This is a genomic window from Tenericutes bacterium MZ-XQ (assembly GCA_002838205.1).
Lineage (GTDB): Bacteria > Bacillota_I > Bacilli_A > Acholeplasmatales > Acholeplasmataceae > Mariniplasma.
Window position 1 is genome coordinate 109,078 of the sequence record CP017950.1, and the last position, 17,283, is coordinate 126,360.

The 17,283-nt window shown below is 31.8% G+C and carries 17 protein-coding genes; 13 read left to right on the forward strand and 4 right to left on the reverse strand.

The features are described 5' to 3' along the window. Nucleotides 1–73 precede the first annotated feature (73 nt). From BK011_00515 to BK011_00530, 4 genes are all read left to right on the forward strand, one after another. Complete coding sequence (locus tag BK011_00515; GenBank protein ID AUD64245.1) at nucleotides 74–874, forward strand: hypothetical protein; 801 nt, start codon at nucleotides 74–76, stop codon at nucleotides 872–874. 73 nt (nucleotides 875–947) lie between these two features. Then, the gene (locus BK011_00520; GenBank protein AUD64246.1) at nucleotides 948–1,736 is read left to right on the forward strand and encodes a hypothetical protein; all 789 of its coding nucleotides are present in this window, start codon (nucleotides 948–950) and stop codon (nucleotides 1,734–1,736) included. A gap of 72 nt (nucleotides 1,737–1,808) precedes the next feature. Further along, on the forward strand, nucleotides 1,809–2,750 hold the full coding sequence (locus BK011_00525; GenBank protein ID AUD64247.1) for a hypothetical protein: 942 nt from the start codon (nucleotides 1,809–1,811) through the stop codon (nucleotides 2,748–2,750). A gap of 99 nt (nucleotides 2,751–2,849) precedes the next feature. Further along, nucleotides 2,850–3,149, forward strand: a complete 300-nt coding sequence (locus BK011_00530; protein AUD64248.1) for a hypothetical protein — start codon at nucleotides 2,850–2,852, stop codon at nucleotides 3,147–3,149. Between the two features lie 406 nt (nucleotides 3,150–3,555). Here BK011_00530 and BK011_00535 read toward each other — a convergent pair whose 3' ends face one another. After that, nucleotides 3,556–4,722 (reverse strand): hypothetical protein, encoded by a 1,167-nt coding sequence (locus tag BK011_00535; GenBank protein AUD64249.1) that lies wholly within the window; start codon nucleotides 4,720–4,722, stop codon nucleotides 3,556–3,558. A gap of 251 nt (nucleotides 4,723–4,973) precedes the next feature. Between BK011_00535 and BK011_00540 the strand changes: the two genes are divergently transcribed. Both BK011_00540 and BK011_00545 read left to right on the forward strand, forming a co-directional pair. Next, nucleotides 4,974–6,257, forward strand: a complete 1,284-nt coding sequence (locus BK011_00540) for a hypothetical protein (protein ID AUD64250.1) — start codon at nucleotides 4,974–4,976, stop codon at nucleotides 6,255–6,257. Nucleotides 6,258–6,295: 38 nt separating this feature from the next. Beyond that, nucleotides 6,296–7,870, forward strand: a complete 1,575-nt coding sequence (locus BK011_00545) for an ABC transporter permease (protein ID AUD64251.1) — start codon at nucleotides 6,296–6,298, stop codon at nucleotides 7,868–7,870. Here the strand turns inward: BK011_00545 and BK011_00550 are convergent. After that, on the reverse strand, nucleotides 7,862–8,605 hold the full coding sequence (locus tag BK011_00550; protein AUD64252.1) for a hypothetical protein: 744 nt from the start codon (nucleotides 8,603–8,605) through the stop codon (nucleotides 7,862–7,864). The genes BK011_00545 and BK011_00550 overlap by 9 nt on opposite strands. Before the next feature lie 124 nt (nucleotides 8,606–8,729). Next, nucleotides 8,730–9,236, reverse strand: coding sequence for a protease (locus BK011_00555; protein AUD64253.1), 507 nt, complete (start codon nucleotides 9,234–9,236; stop codon nucleotides 8,730–8,732). Nucleotides 9,237–9,380: 144 nt separating this feature from the next. On the opposite strand from BK011_00555, the gene BK011_00560 reads away from it, so the two are divergent. Beyond that, complete coding sequence (locus BK011_00560; GenBank protein AUD64254.1) at nucleotides 9,381–10,907, forward strand: hypothetical protein; 1,527 nt, start codon at nucleotides 9,381–9,383, stop codon at nucleotides 10,905–10,907. Between the two features lie 33 nt (nucleotides 10,908–10,940). On the opposite strand, the gene BK011_00565 is transcribed toward BK011_00560, so the two are convergent. Beyond that, the gene (locus tag BK011_00565) at nucleotides 10,941–11,228 is read right to left on the reverse strand and encodes a hypothetical protein (protein AUD64255.1); all 288 of its coding nucleotides are present in this window, start codon (nucleotides 11,226–11,228) and stop codon (nucleotides 10,941–10,943) included. Between the two features lie 203 nt (nucleotides 11,229–11,431). Between BK011_00565 and BK011_00570 the strand changes: the two genes are divergently transcribed. The 6 genes from BK011_00570 (at nucleotide 11,432) to BK011_00595 (ending at nucleotide 17,232) form a co-directional block, all read left to right on the forward strand. After that, the gene (locus BK011_00570; protein ID AUD64256.1) at nucleotides 11,432–12,973 is read left to right on the forward strand and encodes a hypothetical protein; all 1,542 of its coding nucleotides are present in this window, start codon (nucleotides 11,432–11,434) and stop codon (nucleotides 12,971–12,973) included. Between the two features lie 134 nt (nucleotides 12,974–13,107). After that, the gene (locus tag BK011_00575; protein AUD64257.1) at nucleotides 13,108–13,851 is read left to right on the forward strand and encodes a hypothetical protein; all 744 of its coding nucleotides are present in this window, start codon (nucleotides 13,108–13,110) and stop codon (nucleotides 13,849–13,851) included. After that, nucleotides 13,826–14,512, forward strand: coding sequence for a DUF4956 domain-containing protein (locus tag BK011_00580; protein ID AUD64258.1), 687 nt, complete (start codon nucleotides 13,826–13,828; stop codon nucleotides 14,510–14,512). Before BK011_00575 ends, BK011_00580 begins: the two co-directional genes overlap by 26 nt. Nucleotides 14,513–14,602: 90 nt before the next feature. Further along, nucleotides 14,603–15,499 (forward strand): glycosyl hydrolase, encoded by an 897-nt coding sequence (locus tag BK011_00585; protein AUD66100.1) that lies wholly within the window; start codon nucleotides 14,603–14,605, stop codon nucleotides 15,497–15,499. Between the two features lie 21 nt (nucleotides 15,500–15,520). Continuing rightward, complete coding sequence (locus BK011_00590; protein AUD64259.1) at nucleotides 15,521–16,432, forward strand: hypothetical protein; 912 nt, start codon at nucleotides 15,521–15,523, stop codon at nucleotides 16,430–16,432. A gap of 146 nt (nucleotides 16,433–16,578) precedes the next feature. Beyond that, nucleotides 16,579–17,232, forward strand: a complete 654-nt coding sequence (locus tag BK011_00595) for a hypothetical protein (GenBank protein AUD64260.1) — start codon at nucleotides 16,579–16,581, stop codon at nucleotides 17,230–17,232. The last annotated feature ends 51 nt before the right edge of the window (nucleotides 17,233–17,283 follow it).

A 17,283-nucleotide genomic window follows, 5' to 3' on the forward strand; every position in this document is an offset into this window, starting at 1 on the left:
AGTACAAATGTCCGTTCTTTGTAAAAAAATTACAAGTATGTTATGTTAAAATAATATCAAAGGAGATGATTTAATGTATCCATATCTATTGCCAGAAATTTTTGGTTATACCATTGCCATGTATGATCTACTCATTGTCATTGGCATCTTTTTGATGTTTTTATATATAAGCAATCGTTTTGATAAAGAAGATGGTTTTACTAAAGGACAAACAAATAAGATTCTCATATTAATTGCCGCAAGTTTAGTGTTTGCATTAATATTCTCATTTACTTTTGATGGTATATTTCATACAATTCAAGAAGGAGAGGCAGATTTTGGATCTATTAGCTTTTTAACTGCATTGATTGGTGGATTTGCTTCGTTTTTTGTATTAATGAAAATTTTCTATAAACCTTCTAAGCCGGATATGAAAAAAATAGCAAATACAGTTGTGACAGGCGTTGTTTTAGCTCATGCGTTTGGTCGTATAGGATGTTTTTGTGCAGGTTGTTGTTTTGGTATTCCAACAGAATCGATGTTAGGTGTTCTTTTCCCATATGGTCATGCACATGATTTATATCCTGGAGAAGCAGTTTATCCAACACAGTTATTCGAAGCAGCATTTTTATTTATTTCCTTTATCTTATTGAATAAAGTTAGATATTTTAAACATAAAGAAGTAGAAGCATACCTTATTGGTTATGGTATATGGAGAATATTAATAGAGTTCATTCGTGGTGATGAAAGAGGCGTTTTATTCCCATTATTTGTTACAGAATATAATATATTTCCAACACCATCACAATTCATGAGTTTATTAATGATTATTCTTGGAGCTTATTTAATTTATAAACATGTACATATGAAAAATAAGCAAAATCATTTAAGTTAAGACGATCAATATAGATAGATGAAAAATGGGCATTTCTATAAATGTCGGTTTTTTATAGAGGAAGTGTATGTTTATGAGCCATAAAGACAAACAACATCTCTATCAAAAAATAATCACTTTATGCCTTCTAGCTTTGATGATTCTTTTGACATTTGTTGATATCCCATTTGTTTCAAACGAAGATGATCAAGGAATAATTAGAGACATCTTGGTCAGATTTATTGGAGGAGTAATCGCTTTATATTGGATGATTATTTTTGGATATAAATCTTTATTTAGGTTCAAACAATTCAAGAAGTCTATAATCATCATGATACCTGCTTTAATCATTTCATTTAACAACTTTCCAATCATCGCATATCTTGATGATAGAGCAGTTCTAACTGAACCGACGTATAGAGTTATTTTGTTTATGTTAGTATGTTTGAGTGTCGGTTTTTTTGAAGAAATTATTTTTCGTGGCGTTATTTTAACGTTTTTATTAAAATCTTTTGCTAATCATGAAATGAAACTTTTATATTCGATTGTTATATCATCAGTGATTTTCGCATTAAGTCACTTATTTAACTTACTTGAGGGTGCATCATATGGAGATACCTTTTTGCAAATAGGATATTCCTTTTTAGTTGGTATGCTATGGGCAGTGATGTTCTTGAAGACTAAAAATATATGGTTAACTATGCTTTTACATGCATCCTTTAATTTCTTTGGACAAGTGATGTTTAGATTGGGTGATGTTGATCATAGATATGATTCATATACAATCGGTATAACCGTTGGTTTATCAGTTCTAGTAGCAGTGTATGCTTATTGGATATACAAAAAGATTCTGCACGAAGATTTACTGAATTTTAATAGCTAATTAAAAGCAAAAATTTTGATTGATACTCCTTTTTCTTATATGATGGTATTAGAAAGAAAAAGGAGTTTTATTATGCAAGCATATTATGTCATCTTATATTATCATTATGCAAAAATAGATGATTTAGAAACATTTAGAGAAGAGCATCAAAACTTTTGTAATGACAACCAACTACTTGGTCGTATATATATAGCAAAAGAAGGGATTAACGGAACTTTATCAGGCTTAAAAAAGAATGTTGAAATATATATGGAATATTTAAGAAATGATCCAAGGTTTAAGGACATTGTTTTTAAGATAGATGAAGCTGATGAACATGCATTCAACAAAATGCATGTAAGAATAAAAAAAGAACTGGTCAACTTAAGTTTAGAGGAAGATATTAATCCTAAAAAGTTAACAGGAGAATATGTTGAACCAAAAGATTTTTTTAGACGGATGCAAGATGAAAATACCATTGTTATCGATGCGAGAAATGATTATGAACATATGGTCGGACACTTTAGAAATGCAATTAAACCAAACATAAGAAATTTTAGAGAACTACCCAAATGGATTAAAGAAAATGAAGAGATTTTAAGAGGGAAAAACATATTAACCTACTGTACAGGCGGTATAAGATGTGAAAAACTTTCTGGGTTTTTAAAAGCAGAAGGACATGAGAATGTCGGACAATTAAAAGGTGGTATTGTTACCTATGGGAAAGATGAAGTAGCACAAGGTCAGTTATGGGATGGACAATGCTATGTTTTTGATAAACGCTTAAAGGTGCCAATTAACAGAGTTGAACATGTTGTTGTGGGTAGAGATCATTTTGATGGAACACCGTGTGAAAGACAGATTAATTGTGCGAATCCAGAGTGCAATAAGCAAATCTTAACATCAGAAGAAAACGAACACAAACACTTGGGCGGATGTACACTTCTATGTAGTAAACATCCTCGTAATCGATATGTTGAAAAGTATCAATTGACACCTGAAGAAGTAGAAAGAAGAATAACCGATATATTGTGATACACCCATATATAAAGGCATCATGTATATATAGTCTTCTTATGAATATATATAAGTATATGCTATAATTATTACAAAGAACAAACAAAGGGGAATCTTATGAAAAATATTGTTAAGTTTAAACATGAAGAAAAAGAAGGTTTTTTAAGTGTCGTCGTTAAAGATGATATATACTTTACTCTTGTAGAAAAAACAACACCAAAAGTTAAAACTGCCAAAACAGAAGGAAAGTTGTTGATATCATTTGACATAAAGCATCCAAACTATGAAGAAGTTCATGCCACAGTTGTTGAGGATATGGATATCGTTAAACAAGTTTATGAACAACTAGAAAACGATAAAAACTTGTATTTCAAGTCATTAACAGATGATCTGTGCGTCATCAAATTTAATAAATAAATGAAACCCAGTTAATGAACAATGTTAACTGGGTTTTTGATATTCATATGAGCTAAGAAGAAATAAAACATTTTTTTTGGCAAAAAAAATAAGCAAATTACTTCATTTTTGCAACAATATACACCCCAAATATATAGCTTTCATAAGTTTTTTAACTGATTTTCGATTATTTTATAAGTTTTCCAAAATAAAGTGTGCAAATGAATACGCTTCCATCTTGCGAAAGTGTTTGCTACACTGTAATTGTACATGTGTTTCTATCGTTCAATAGAAGCATATAAAAACAATATAGAGGAGACTTACTATAATAAGTCAAGCAATAAATGATAAAAAATAGTAAAAGACCTCACATGGAAGCCTATATAAGTTTTATGAACAAATAAGAGGTAGCTACACCCTCATTTGATTATTTGAAATGTGAATGATCAAATGTCAGTTGGTTGACACCTAAATAGTATATCGTGCGTATTAGTTTTCTAACAGAGTGAACCATGGCGACTTTATGATGTTTACCTTCAGCACGTTTCTTAAGGTAATAATCATAGAGTTTAGGATTCAATCTTAAGCCCGCAAAAGTGATTTGCCAAAAAGTCATTCTAAGTAATCCGGATCCACGTTTGACGATATGTCCTCTGGTTTCTATTGTTCCTGATTGATTGACAGATGTATCCAGTCCAGCAAATGAAACAATTTGAGCTGGATTTGTAAAGTTTTTAAAATCACCAAGTTCGGCGATGATAATTGCTGCAGAGATGATGTTGAGACCTGGAATGGTTGTCAGTGTTTGATTGATATTTTCCATGAGATGGATGATTTCATGTTCAACAGATTCAATGATTTCAGTTAACGTCTCATAGTGTTTTATGGAGTGTTTAAGAAGTAACAGATCAGACTGAGTTTCATATCCAACTGATGATTTAGCTAAAGATTTAAGTTTTTGAACTCTAACATAAGATAATCTGCCTTTAGAGTGACTTCTAATGGATTCATAGTCATTGTTAGAAAGTTTCGAAATTCTTGCTCTGGATTTGAACTTTTTAAGGATGAACATCGCACTACTAGAGAGTCTTTCGTTAAAAAAAGGTTTAAACTCAGGAAAGATACGATCAAGGATGTTTGTCAGTTCAATGAGTGTTTTAGAACGATTGACCATTTGAACATGACGATACCTTACCAGTTGTTTTAATTCGTTGATGTGGTAAAATTTAGTATGTAAGGTCTTGTAGTCAACAGAACCTAGCATACTTGAAATCGTTTTGGCGTCAACTTTATCTGTCTTTGTCTTACGTAACGATAATGCCTTGGAAAACATGTGCGTTAAGTAAGGGTTAAATTCCAGATAAGTATAACCAGATGCCGTGATAAACTGTTTAAGGTTTGATCCATAGTGTCCTGTTGACTCAAGACCTATTCTTATTTCTTTTGACTGATCTAAAGATTTTAAGACCTCAAGAAATAAATCGAAACCTAAACGATTGTTATCAAAGCTGAATGCTTTGATTTGAATACCTGCTTCAGTAGCTATGAAGCAGTCGTGTTTGTACTTAGAGATATCAATTCCGATTAAGTACATAAAAACACCTCCAATATAAGTTTTAGCACTGGGTAAGTCACAGATTTCTTATTTATGTAGTCTTGTGATGAAGCGTCAAGCGCTAACTTACTGATTGACATTAAAAATAAGAACTGTGGTAAGAGTCTCCTCCAATAGTCAAAGCTATATATAAATGACACAAATCCACAGTGCTTAATTTAATTATAACAATAGAAAGAAAGGAAGTTATACTCTAACTATTATTACAGTTTTGAGTATACAAGAGAAATATGAAAAAGTTAGTTGTTTTATTTTTTGCAGTTCTTTTAACATTTTCATTAGTAGCTTGTGGTAAAGAAGAACTAAGTGAAGTTGAAAAAATTATTGCAGAAGCAGAAAATATGACTTTGGAAGAATTGTTTGACAAAGCATATGAAGAGTCAAGTAGTGCAACACTTGAAGGTATTGGTAATTCAAGTCGTGGAGCTACAGCTGGTGAAGCATTCGTACTTGCGATGAAGGAAAGACATCCTGATTACACAGGAAGCATTAGTTGGCAACAACCAAAAGAAAATTCAATTTTCACAATGTTAGAAAGCGACTATAATAGTCCAAACCCTATTTTCTCAATGACATTGATTCAAGATGGTAGCCAAGTTCAAAGCAAAATGATTGATACTGGAATATTAAGAAATTTTATTCCTAAAGATTGGCGTGAAGCAAATGGTGTTGATGTTGATAATGATGGTCAACCATTAACACTTCAAACATTAAATAAAGTTTTCATGTTTAACAATTTAGGAACTAACGTTTATGATAATGTTTGGGATTTTGTTAAAGAAGGTGAAGCACCTATGTTTATGGGTCTTGACTCTGAACCAGTAGGATTTAACTTCTTACTGATGTTAACAAAACCTGAATATGCTAAAGTTGTTAAAGATGCATTTGATGCATTAGACGCTACTGAAAAAGCATATTTCCAACCTATAGTTGATGGTTTAGCTGCTAAAGCTACTGATCTTAACTTAGATGCAAACGGTAAATACGCGTTAGCATGGATTAAATTATGGACTGAACAAATCAATGTCATGACTGATGATGGCCCAATCATGTCAGAATTAGTTAAAACATCAGCTGTTGATGAAACAGGTTTATTAGTTTATTCAAAACTTCGTTCAATCGAAGAAACTGAAACTTCATCTAAAAACAACGTAACAGTTGCAGCTTATCAAGATGCATTTGAAGGTTTTGGTGGATTTGGTTACAAACACTTCTTACAAATCCCTGATACAAGCCCACTTCCTTGGACCGCAGCTGCGTTTATAGCATACATGGTTACAACTGAAGAAGGATTCCATCCTTGGGGTAAAGATATGGGTGGTTATAGTGCTAATCCAACAATTAGATTAGACCATTCACAAGATGGTTATGTTGACGGTGTTAACACATTCCCAGTTAAAAACGACTTAGGTTATGACTGGTGGGTAGGCACTGGTAAATTAATTATTGAAGATCCAATTTATGCTTCATCTACAGCATTTACAGTTGGAGAATGGATTTCAAGTTTAGAGTAGAATTATAAATATTTAAAGCATAGCATGGAGGCAATTGTATGAATGAAATAAGAGCACAAAAAAATAAAATTCTCAAAAACAAAATTAAAACTTTTCTTCAAAAACCTGAACATATTATTTTAGTGATATTTGGTGTCTTATTAACATTAGTAACAATTGTCCCTATGCTCACGCTTTTAAATGATACCTTCCTGATTAAACCAGGAAGTTATTCACAGTTTGTAACTGGTAGAAGTAGTGGGTATACATTTGTTAACTGGGTTGATTTATTTGCAGGAGATATTTCTCGAGCAAATTTATATGATCCAATGAAAAACAGTATACTTCTTGCGATTTTTGCAAGTTTCGGAGCAATTTTGTTTGGTGGGATATTTGCTTACTTGATAACTCGAACAAATATTGCTGCGAAAAAATACTTAAGTGCAATTTTTATTTTCCCTTATATTATGCCACAATGGACACTAGCAGTTATTTGGCAAAATCTTTTTAAAAGTAATGCTGTAACTGGTGGTTCTGACGGTGTTTTCGCTGCGTTCTTCGGTATTGATATGCCAAATTGGTGGGTTGTTGGCCTATTTCCATCAATCTTGATATTAGCAATCCATTATGCACCATTTGCATATATACTCATTGGTAGTATCTTTAGAAATATGGATTCTAACTTGGAAGAAGCTGCAATCATTATGGATACGCCTAAACCTAAAATGTTTTTTAAGATCACATTACCGATGGTTTATCCAGCAATTCTTTCAACAGTATTATTAGTATTTGCGAGTTCAATGGGTAGTTACCCAGTACCTCATTATCTACAACTAGAAACGCTAGCGACTAGATATGTCTCTCTAGGTGTTAGAAGAGCTGGTCAAAATAGTATTCTAGGTGTATTAATGATGTTATTTGGAGTTTTAATCCTAATTATCAATCATAGAAATACAAAAAGTAGAAAAAGCTATACCACAGTTACTGGTAAGTCAGGTCAAATTAGTTTAGTAAATGTAGGTAAAGTTTTAAAATATGTTATTCCTGCTGTATTAGTGTTTATAACATTCTTTACATCTATTTATCCAATCATCGCATTCGCACTTGAAACATTCTTACCTAATCCAGGTGACTATAGTTTCATCCTTCATGGTGATTGGGATTCACTCACATCAAAATGGTGGGTTCATAATAGTATGGAAGAAGTCGGTTTATATGGCCAAATGGGTATTTTATATAACAATACAATATGGAATGGCTTTAAGGGATCAATTATAGTTTCATCATTTGCAGCATTATTTGCTGGAACGTTTGGGTTGCTCATTGGTTACTCTGTAAGTCGTAACCGAAGAAACAAGTTCGCTTTATATGTTAATAATATGGCGTTTCTACCATACTTATTACCTGCACTGGCGATGGGGATTGCGTTTTTCACCTTTGGGTCTGCATTAGGTATATATGATACATTCTTATTAGTTATTATAGCGGGTACGATAAAATATATTCCATTTGCCTCACGAAGTTCGCTAAACTCTATGATGCAAATCAGTCCTGAAATTGAAGAATCAGCAATGATTTTGGGTATACCTTGTTCCTTTAGACATTTAAAACCACTCGCTTTCTTGTTAGTTTGATTTTAATATGTCTATTCTAATTCTGTCTAACTTATTGTAGCCTATCCAAATATTTAAAAATATATTAAGCGATATAAATTCTCCAAACATTTTTAATCTATGAGAGTTTATCATCTGTCTACTTTGCTTGTATGCTTGTTTAAATGACAACTGATCGATTGTATATAAGTTTAGACTAAAGCTAGTTTCAAAAAACAATATGACTAAAAAGCCTATGATAGTAAACACAGCAAGTTTTAATAAAGGATATTGATTAAACTGCTCAACTATTTGAAGTGGAAACGAGATTGTTGAGTATATACCGGCCAAATGAATTAATTGAACAGTCATAAATAATAAAAATGCAGGAAAGATGACGAACACATGATATCTCTTTAAGACGTGATAAACTCTTTTTAACCCCAAAATTAATAATTCTTTTAAATTCAAAAACTTTTCATGATAGCCATAATCGTATAATATGGATAAAAAAATGAGTTCTATAACAATATAAATTGAAAGCAAAGTAATCATTAATAATAAAAAAGATATTGTTAATGGGTTCAATAAATGGGATAAAATGTATTGATTTGTGATATACGAAAATCCCGATAGCTGTATCGAAAAATTAAATAAAAGGCGGGCAAGCGGGAAAATAATGAGTAAACCTAAGACATGATATGAAATTTCAAAATAGAGTAATGTTCTAAGATTATAAGTGAGTGTTTCATAAACTTGTTTTAAAGTTTTCTTCATAATACCGCCTTCCCAAATGTATGCCTAGTATAACATATCTAAAAAACCAGATAAAACCATTTGAACTGAGCATAACGAAAAAAAGACTAAGATTAAAGTCTTTTTTTGTGTCTTACAGATAGAATTATGCCAAATAGTTTAAGATTGCCTTTAAAAAAGCAGGTAGATCTTTAGGTGTTCTTGATGTAATATAGTTATCATCTACAGCCACTTCTTGATCTACATAAGTTGCACCTGCATGAACAAGATCATCTTTGATTGAATAATAACCTGTTAATGTCCTGCCTTTTAAATCGCAAGCAGAAGCCATCATCCATGGTCCGTGACATATTGCAGCAATTAATTTTTTTTCATGACTCATTGCTTTCACAAAGTCTACTGTTTCTTTTGATCTTCTCATGTGATCTGGAGAGTAACCACCAGGAATGATCACAGCTACATAGTCTTTTGATGAGACATCTTTTGACGCCACATTACTTACTGCTGGTGCGTTGTGTTTACTTTTGTAAGTTTCATTTGCTTTTGCACCAACCAAATCCACATCAAATCCAGCTTCTTGTAACCTAAAATAGGGATAGAATAACTCGTTATCTTCAAAGTAATCTGCAACCAATATTGCTATTTTTTTCATATAAACATCTCCTTTTTGTTCACCTTTATTATATGCCTCTAAGCAGCACATGTAAAATCTTATACAACAAGTTTGTTTCATAAAGCATAGAGAAAATGTATAATGGATATATGGCTAGCAAATAACTTGCTAAAGGAGTATGAAATGAGAAAAATATTATTATATGTCATCATCTTAAGTTTTTTAATGATGATTATGAGTTGTGAACAAATTGACTATCCATCCTTATTTCAAAACATTTCTGAAGAAATAGATGCTTCAGTTCCAAAGACTGTTAATAATGATTTTGATCTACCTAGTTATACGAATGTTGAAGTGACTTATGAGCTCAATGGTCAATCTTTTGAAGGCGCATATAATTATGTATCACCGTTTTATGATCAAGATACTAAATTGGTTTATCAGATCAAGAAAAACGATCAGATATATGAAGGATCTATTGATGTTAGATTGTTAGCAGACGATTCAGGAGAAAACAACTATGAACTACATCTATCACTTCCTGAGTCAGTAGAAAATGTTACAAGAGAAACCTATATGCAAGCCTCTGTGGTTGCAAAAAGAAATCGTAATGGCGTTGAAGAAATCGAACTAGACACGATAGCAGCTCAAATTAGAGGTAGAGGTAATTCTACTTGGTTTAGCTATCCAAAGAAACCATTCAGGCTAAGATTTAATGAAAACACATCAATTTTTGGCATGCCAGAGGCTAAAAATTATGTTTTACTTGCAGAGTATGCAGATAAATCTTTAATGAGAAATACAATCGTTCATAAACTATCTAGTTTATCTGATGTCCTGCCTTATACCTTAGAAACAAGATTTGTGGAACTTTATATCAATACAACCTATATGGGGTTATATGTATTGACAGAACAAGTTGAAGTTCATAAAAATAAGCTTGACATAGAAAGCATTGCTGGAGTTGCTGATACAGGATATTTACTTGAACTTGATATGCGTTTTTTTGATCAATCCATTGAACCAGGTTATGACTGGATTGTTGTAAATGGAATTCCTTATGAGATTAAAGATCCCGATGTAGATGAACAAGGGTTCACTTCAGTCCATACAGATTTTATGTTTAATTACTTAAAAGAAGTTGATGAAGCATTACTTAATAAAAGTGGTTATGAAGCATTAATCGATATCGATGCATTTATTGATTATTTTATTATTCAAGAACTTGTAAAAAATGTCGATGTCGGTTATTCCAGTGTATTTTACATGAAAGAAGCAGGAGGTTTGTTACAACCTGGTCCACTTTGGGATTTTGATTTCGCAATCGGAAATGCAGATTATATTGATTATGGTCCAGAAAATTTCTATGGCATGAAAGCATATAAAAATAGATTATTCAAACTCATGATGGATATTCCTGAAATTAGAGAGCAATATAGAATCAGGTTCCACCAATACTATTTAGATCAACTACCTAAATTATATAAAATGATTCCTATACTATCGGCATCTATAGATGAACAAGCGAACGATAATTTTGCAAAATGGCAGATATTTGATCAATATGTGTGGCCGAATCCAATAGAAATCGTTGAAGCAAACTCATTTGAAAAACAGATCTCATATATTGAAAACTATTTGAAAGATCGTGCAGATTGGTTGTTATCTGCAATGAATACCGATGATTATTATGAAGGTATATTTGAATAGAAAAAATCCCATCTCCTAAGAGGTGGGATTTTATTATAGGAACATTATAAAACTTAGAGCAAGCCCTATCAGTGCGGGTATATGTGCAATAGAGAGTTTGATCAATGTTGATGTGAACTCTTTTTTTAAATATCTGTGATTTCTGATGATTAAAATGGAAAAAAATATAGATATTAGCGCACCGATACCAAATCTTAAAACAAGACCTGTATAGTCAGTAAACGTGTCTCTGTTAAAAGCGATGAGGGTTAAAATAAGGGCATAATTAAAAACAGTCATATATGCAACTGCATAAAATATAAGTCTTTCATTTTTTCGCATTTGGTTTCTCCTTAATTATTTAAAATTATTACAACATGGTTCATAAGGTTTATATTTTTTTTCGTATCTGAATTGAAATTGAAATAAAAATGTTATACTAAAAATATAAGGTTTGAAGTAAAAAATATTTCATCAACAAAATAAATATATGGATATAAAAAGGATGCCGTATGCGACACCCTTTTATATATAAATAAAAACATATGGAGGAAAATATGGAATTGTATGAGATATTCACGCATTTATTACTCACACTAGCAATGTTGTTAGTTGTCGTATTAATTGCGCGAAGTGTAGTGGCAGGCTCTAAATATTCACCAATTCTGATTATTGTAGTATTCGGTTTAACTTTAGGAATGGTATTAGAGGTCAGTGGTCTTGCACAACCAGGTTTGGCAGAATTTCCGATTGTTGGTCTAACGGGAGGCACCACAATCATTGCTTTAATTGCAACTTTTTTTACAGGTGGACAAAAACTCAGAAATACATTTTGGAAACCTAAAACACCAAAAGAAGATGATGTTGTTTTAAATGAAGAAGAGGTAATACTAGGTACTAAGGGAACCCAGTTAATCTTTTTAACTAGAGCGTTCTTTATTTTGATTGGTATCGTCTCTTTATTTAACATTATCTTTCCTTCTGGAAGTGTGCTTGATGAATTTTCACCATTACTTGCATTTTTCGGTATTGCTGTTTCTATCATACTTATTGATAGTAAAGCAAAGATTGATAACAAACGTGTATATATATTTAGAGGTTTAGTTGAAATTATTGTGATCTTACTTGTGTTGGTTTTAGGTAAAGTCATCGCAGGTGCTGTTGAACCTCTAATTGCATTGCCACAAATATTTTTTGCAATGCTTATATCAAGTGGTGCTGGTATGTTCTATAGCGATTGGCGTCCAGGTCCTACGATGAGAGCTTTACTGTTTGGGGGTATTCCAATCGTATTAGCTGGTGTTTTCATCGTTGGTGGGACTAGATTACTTGAAGCATTTACATTAGATGGTATGTTACAAGTGATGGCTTATGGGTTCTTTGGTCAATTATTCTGGATGTTTGTTGGTATTAGTTTACTTGTTTTCTTAGGAAAATCGAATCATGTAGATATACTTGCGCCTGGGATGGCTGGAAGTTTATCTCATAGTGGGTTAACTGGTGCATGTACAGCAGGAGATATTGGAGAAGTTGCGAAAGAAAGAGCTCCAATCATGATCAACATTCCATTTTTTGGACATTTATTTGTGTTTACAATTTTAGCGATCAGTGTTTCAAGAGGAAGCCTATTAGTGATTCCAGGATTACTTGTTGTTGCACTTGGTATTTTATTTACATATTTTGCTATTAAAACACTGAGACATGCAAAAGGTGAAGAAAGACAAGAAATTAAAGGTTTAATATTGTTTTCTATTGGCTGGCAATTGGTTGCTGTATTCGGAGGGTTTACGTTACTTCATTTTGCAGGCATGGATTTAGAAAGTGCTGCCATGGCAAATAGTAGTGCTATATCTCATTTTGGATTGTTTGCTGCAGTTCAAGGTGGTATGTTTGATTCGGTGAATACTGCGATTAGTTCACCAGGATTAATTAATTTCATTTTTGCGATGCCGTTTTTAATCCATCCACTTGTGTTTGGTATGTTTGGTAAAGCCATGAGTGATAATGGCAAAATGCCTACAAAAGCACTTGCAGTACTTGCGATCAGTGGTATTGTTGGTGTATTTATTAGTTTAGTTTTCTTATAAAAGATACTTAAAATAAATAGCTATAGGGTGTTAGATTTAATCTAACACCCTTTTTTTCTTAAAATCGGCAAAAGAAATTGGTTTCCATAATAGAGATTATCATATATAATGGTATAGAGGAGGTAAAATTAATCATGCAAAATTCAATTTTTAATAGATATGAGCGAAAATATTTATTAACGAAAAAACAAAAAGATGAACTATATACCTTCTTAAAAACATACCTTGTTGAGGATCCTTACTCAAATGAGGGAGCTTATTACACAATTTATAACATTTATTTTGATACACCAGATTTTTCGATCATTAGAAACTCAATTCAAAAACCAGTCTATAAAGAAAAGCTAAGACTTAGAAGTTATCAAGCACCACTTGAAAATGATGATTTAGTTTTCTTAGAAATTAAGAAAAAACATCGCGGGAAAATCAATAAAAGAAGAGTCACTTTAACATATCAACAGGCTAGAGATTTCCTCGAACATAAGCAAATGCCTAATGTATCAACATATATTGATCAACAGATATTAAATGAAATCAGATATTTTATAGATGTTCATCAAGCAAAACCCGGAGCATTTATCAAATATGATCGTATAGCGCTTATGTCTCCTGACGACCAATTAAGAGTTACATTTGATCAAGATATCTTATTTAGAAATCAAAATATATCTTTAGATGATATCAAAGGAGAACGTGTATTATCTAATCAAGACTACTGGCTGATGGAAGTTAAAAGTGAAGATAATTTTCCGTTTTGGTTAGCGAGAAAATTGTCTGAATATCAGCTATATAGTCAAAGCTTTTCGAAATATGGAAAAGCATACCAAAAATATTTATTAGGAGGAACAACCGATGATTACATCCTTTATCACTATTGACATACAACCTTTGACATTAACAGGCATCCTTTTGGTTTTAACGACATCAACAATTTTAGGGGGTCTTATTAGTTTAGTCTATGTTCTAACACATAGGAAAACAGTGTATGATCAATCATTTAGTATGACATTGTTTTTAATGCCTGTTGTGATATCTGTTATTGTGTTACTGATATCTGATAATTTAGCAAGAGCGTTTAGTTTAGCTGGTGTATTTACTTTAGTAAGATTTAGAACTGCTATCGCAGATTCAAGAGATATTACATATATTTTAAGTACAGTAGGAATTGCTTTAGCATCAGCAATGGGGCTTATAGGTATCGCTATTATTATCACTATATTTATAAGTGTATTATTATTTGGACTACATTTTTTGAGACTAGATAAAGATTCGACTAGTCACTCTAAATTAAAAATCATCATTCCAGAGAACTTGAATTATGCCAATGCATTTGATGATGTATTTAAAAAGTATGTCATGAGTTATAAACTCCAAAAAGTTAAAACTACTGATTTTGGTACAATGTTTGAACTAACATATCTGATTAAGTCAAAACCTGATATCAATCAAAAAGCTTTTTTAGATGAGTTGCGTGTTAGAAATGGCAATTTATCCATCACTTTAACAAGCGACTATGTCTCAGTTGTTAGCGATCTGTAATTTTTATGATTATAAGAGTTTATCTTAAATTTAATATATGCTATCATAATTTTAAAGGGGTGTTTTTTTATGTCTAAACCAAAGAATCAAATGCGTTATCTTAATGTAAATAGATATCTACTTCATAAACAATCAACAATCAGTGAAGATGTCTTTGAATTAGAGAAAAAAATGAAAAGTATATTGGATCAAAAAATTTCAGGGATAAGTTTCAGTCCTTATTTGGAAGGGCAAGATCCAAGTGTGAAATCCATCATTTCTCACGAGCAAATAGCTGATCGCTTAGAAATTATTAGACCTTATACACATTGGGTTAGAACTTTCTCAGCAACAAATGGAAATGAAGAAGTTCCAAGAATCGCTCATGAAAAAAATCTAAAAACACTCGTGGGTGCTTGGATCGATAGCGATGAAGAAAACAATGAACTTGAAATCAATAACATCATAGAAATCGCTAAAAATGGACATGCAGATTTGATTGCGATTGGTAATGAGGTTTTGCTTAGAGAAGATTTAGAAGTTGAACAACTTATAGATTATATCAAAAGAGTAAAAGCTGCTGTACCACATGTTCCAGTAGGATATGTAGATGCTTATTACATGTTTGTGAATTATCCAGAAATTGTAGATGCATGTGATGTTATATTTGCGAACTGTTATCCTTTTTGGGAACATTGCGCACTTGATATTTCAGTAGAATACATGAAAAAAATGTATGAACTTGCTGTTAAACATGCAAAAGGAAAACCTGTTGTGATTAGCGAAACAGGTTGGCCAACAAAAGGTGAACAATATGGAGGAGCTGTTCCTTCATATGAGAATGCCATGAGATATTTTATTAACACCTATGAGTGGGCTAATCAAGAAAACATCCACCTATTTTATTTTTCATCATTTGATGAAATATGGAAGATCAATCACGAAGGCGAATACGGTGCATACTGGGGTCTTTGGGATAAGGACGGCAAATACAAATTTAAAAAATAGATAACAAGAGGGACTTACACGATGAGTATTACTTATGGAAAAGCTATATGTTATTCTGGATATAGAGAAGGGCAAAACCCTATGGCAAAGCTATATCCTAGTAAAGAAGAAATATATGAAGATTTAAAAATATTAGAAAAAGATTTTGATTACATTCGTATGTATGATGCATCTTTGTATACATTAAAGACATTAGAAGTCATCAAAGAGAATCAAATGAATCTGAAGGTTATGCTCACCATGAACTTATTAGGTGAGATTAGCAACCACAACTGTAGTTGGGGTGGTACATATACAGTTTCAGAAATTGCCAACAACATTTTAAATAACCAAACTGAGTTAGAACAAACTATACGTTATGCTAATATGTTTTCGGATATTGTTTTAGCTGTATCTGCAGGAAATGAAAGCATACCCGAGTGGAATGAAAACTTAGTCAGTGCTGGTCGTATTTTATACTTTGTAAAAGAACTCAAAAAACATACAGATGTTCCTGTAACTTACTGTGATAATGTACACTATTGGAATCGTGAGTTAAGAGAAGTTGCAGAAGAAATTGATTTTATCAGTATTCATTTATATCCAGTTTGGGAAGGTAAAAATGTTTCGGAATCAATTGATCAAACCATTGAGGGATATGAGTATATTAAAAAATTATATCCGAATAAACAAGTGGTGATTACAGAAACCGGATGGCCAACTCAATCCAGTAATCATCAGATTCGTCCGCACGTGGCAAATGAATATAATCAAAAAATATTTAACTCAGTGATTGATCAGTGGTCAGAAAAAAACAAAATCACGTGTTTTTTCTTCGAGGCTTTTGACGAGACGTGGAAAGGTTCAAATGATCCACAAGAACCAGAAAAGCATTGGGGCTTTTATGGTATTGATAGAAAACCGAAACTGATTAAGCATGAATGTAATACATAATTAATGAATATTTTTTAGATGATTTTCAAAGTACTTTATTATATATGAAGTACTTTTTAATTTCATCGTTGAAGTGTTCCACCTTTCCTGATGAATAAAATGTAGTATAATAAAAACAAATATAAAATGAATAGAAAAGAGAGATTATGAAACTTGCGATTTATGATTTTGATGGAACGTATGTAGATGTTCAAACTGTACCTTTTGTCTTTAAGTTATGGAAAGAGCAAAATAAAGATCAAAAAGTATTTAAAAGATTATATAGAAAACTCATGACTTGGTATGTCTTGTACAAATTAAAAATCGGTTGGAATCATGAAACATTTAGAAAAAATGCAATGGCATTAACAATTGATTTGCTTCATAGTTTGAATGAAGAAGAAAGAAATACTTTTCTAAAGGATTTATATATAAAACTTCAACCATACATCAATCAAGACTTAAAAGAACAACTCAGTAAAGATCAAAAAGATGGATATCACACTGTGCTATTAAGTGGTAGTTTTGATATTATGCTTATGCCTTTTCTAAATGAAGGATTTGATGATGTGATTGGAACCGTCTCACAAAAAGATGGCAATCTGCTATCTTATGAAACTGTAGATATTATAATAAAAAACAAAAAAATAGAAGCTATAAAATCAAAATTTCCTCACGCAGATTTAACACAATCTAAGGCATATGCAGATTCATATTACGATTTACCCTTGCTACTCGAGGTGAAAGATGGATATGCTTATCGTCCTGATAAAAAGTTAAAAAGGTATGCAGAGCAATACGGATTAAAGACATATAACTAAAAAAATCAAAGGGATGCATCTATATGCATTTCTTTTTTTATAAATTTTCAT

What these genes read in the sequence shown, in the direction of transcription:
- BK011_00515 (AUD64245.1), top strand. Translation starts at nt 74, where the DNA reads ATGTATCCATATCTATTGCCAGAAATTTTTGGTTATACCATTGCCATG.
- BK011_00520 (AUD64246.1), top strand. Translation starts at nt 948, where the DNA reads ATGAGCCATAAAGACAAACAACATCTCTATCAAAAAATAATCACTTTA.
- BK011_00525 (AUD64247.1), top strand. Translation starts at nt 1,809, where the DNA reads ATGCAAGCATATTATGTCATCTTATATTATCATTATGCAAAAATAGAT.
- BK011_00530 (AUD64248.1), top strand. Translation starts at nt 2,850, where the DNA reads ATGAAAAATATTGTTAAGTTTAAACATGAAGAAAAAGAAGGTTTTTTA.
- BK011_00535 (AUD64249.1), bottom strand. Translation starts at nt 4,722, where the DNA reads ATGTACTTAATCGGAATTGATATCTCTAAGTACAAACACGACTGCTTC.
- BK011_00540 (AUD64250.1), top strand. Translation starts at nt 4,974, where the DNA reads ATGAAAAAGTTAGTTGTTTTATTTTTTGCAGTTCTTTTAACATTTTCA.
- BK011_00545 (AUD64251.1), top strand. Translation starts at nt 6,296, where the DNA reads ATGAATGAAATAAGAGCACAAAAAAATAAAATTCTCAAAAACAAAATT.
- BK011_00550 (AUD64252.1), bottom strand. Translation starts at nt 8,605, where the DNA reads ATGAAGAAAACTTTAAAACAAGTTTATGAAACACTCACTTATAATCTT.
- BK011_00555 (AUD64253.1), bottom strand. Translation starts at nt 9,236, where the DNA reads ATGAAAAAAATAGCAATATTGGTTGCAGATTACTTTGAAGATAACGAG.
- BK011_00560 (AUD64254.1), top strand. Translation starts at nt 9,381, where the DNA reads ATGAGAAAAATATTATTATATGTCATCATCTTAAGTTTTTTAATGATG.
- BK011_00565 (AUD64255.1), bottom strand. Translation starts at nt 11,228, where the DNA reads ATGCGAAAAAATGAAAGACTTATATTTTATGCAGTTGCATATATGACT.
- BK011_00570 (AUD64256.1), top strand. Translation starts at nt 11,432, where the DNA reads ATGGAGGAAAATATGGAATTGTATGAGATATTCACGCATTTATTACTC.
- BK011_00575 (AUD64257.1), top strand. Translation starts at nt 13,108, where the DNA reads ATGCAAAATTCAATTTTTAATAGATATGAGCGAAAATATTTATTAACG.
- BK011_00580 (AUD64258.1), top strand. Translation starts at nt 13,826, where the DNA reads ATGATTACATCCTTTATCACTATTGACATACAACCTTTGACATTAACA.
- BK011_00585 (AUD66100.1), top strand. Translation starts at nt 14,603, where the DNA reads ATGCGTTATCTTAATGTAAATAGATATCTACTTCATAAACAATCAACA.
- BK011_00590 (AUD64259.1), top strand. Translation starts at nt 15,521, where the DNA reads ATGAGTATTACTTATGGAAAAGCTATATGTTATTCTGGATATAGAGAA.
- BK011_00595 (AUD64260.1), top strand. Translation starts at nt 16,579, where the DNA reads ATGAAACTTGCGATTTATGATTTTGATGGAACGTATGTAGATGTTCAA.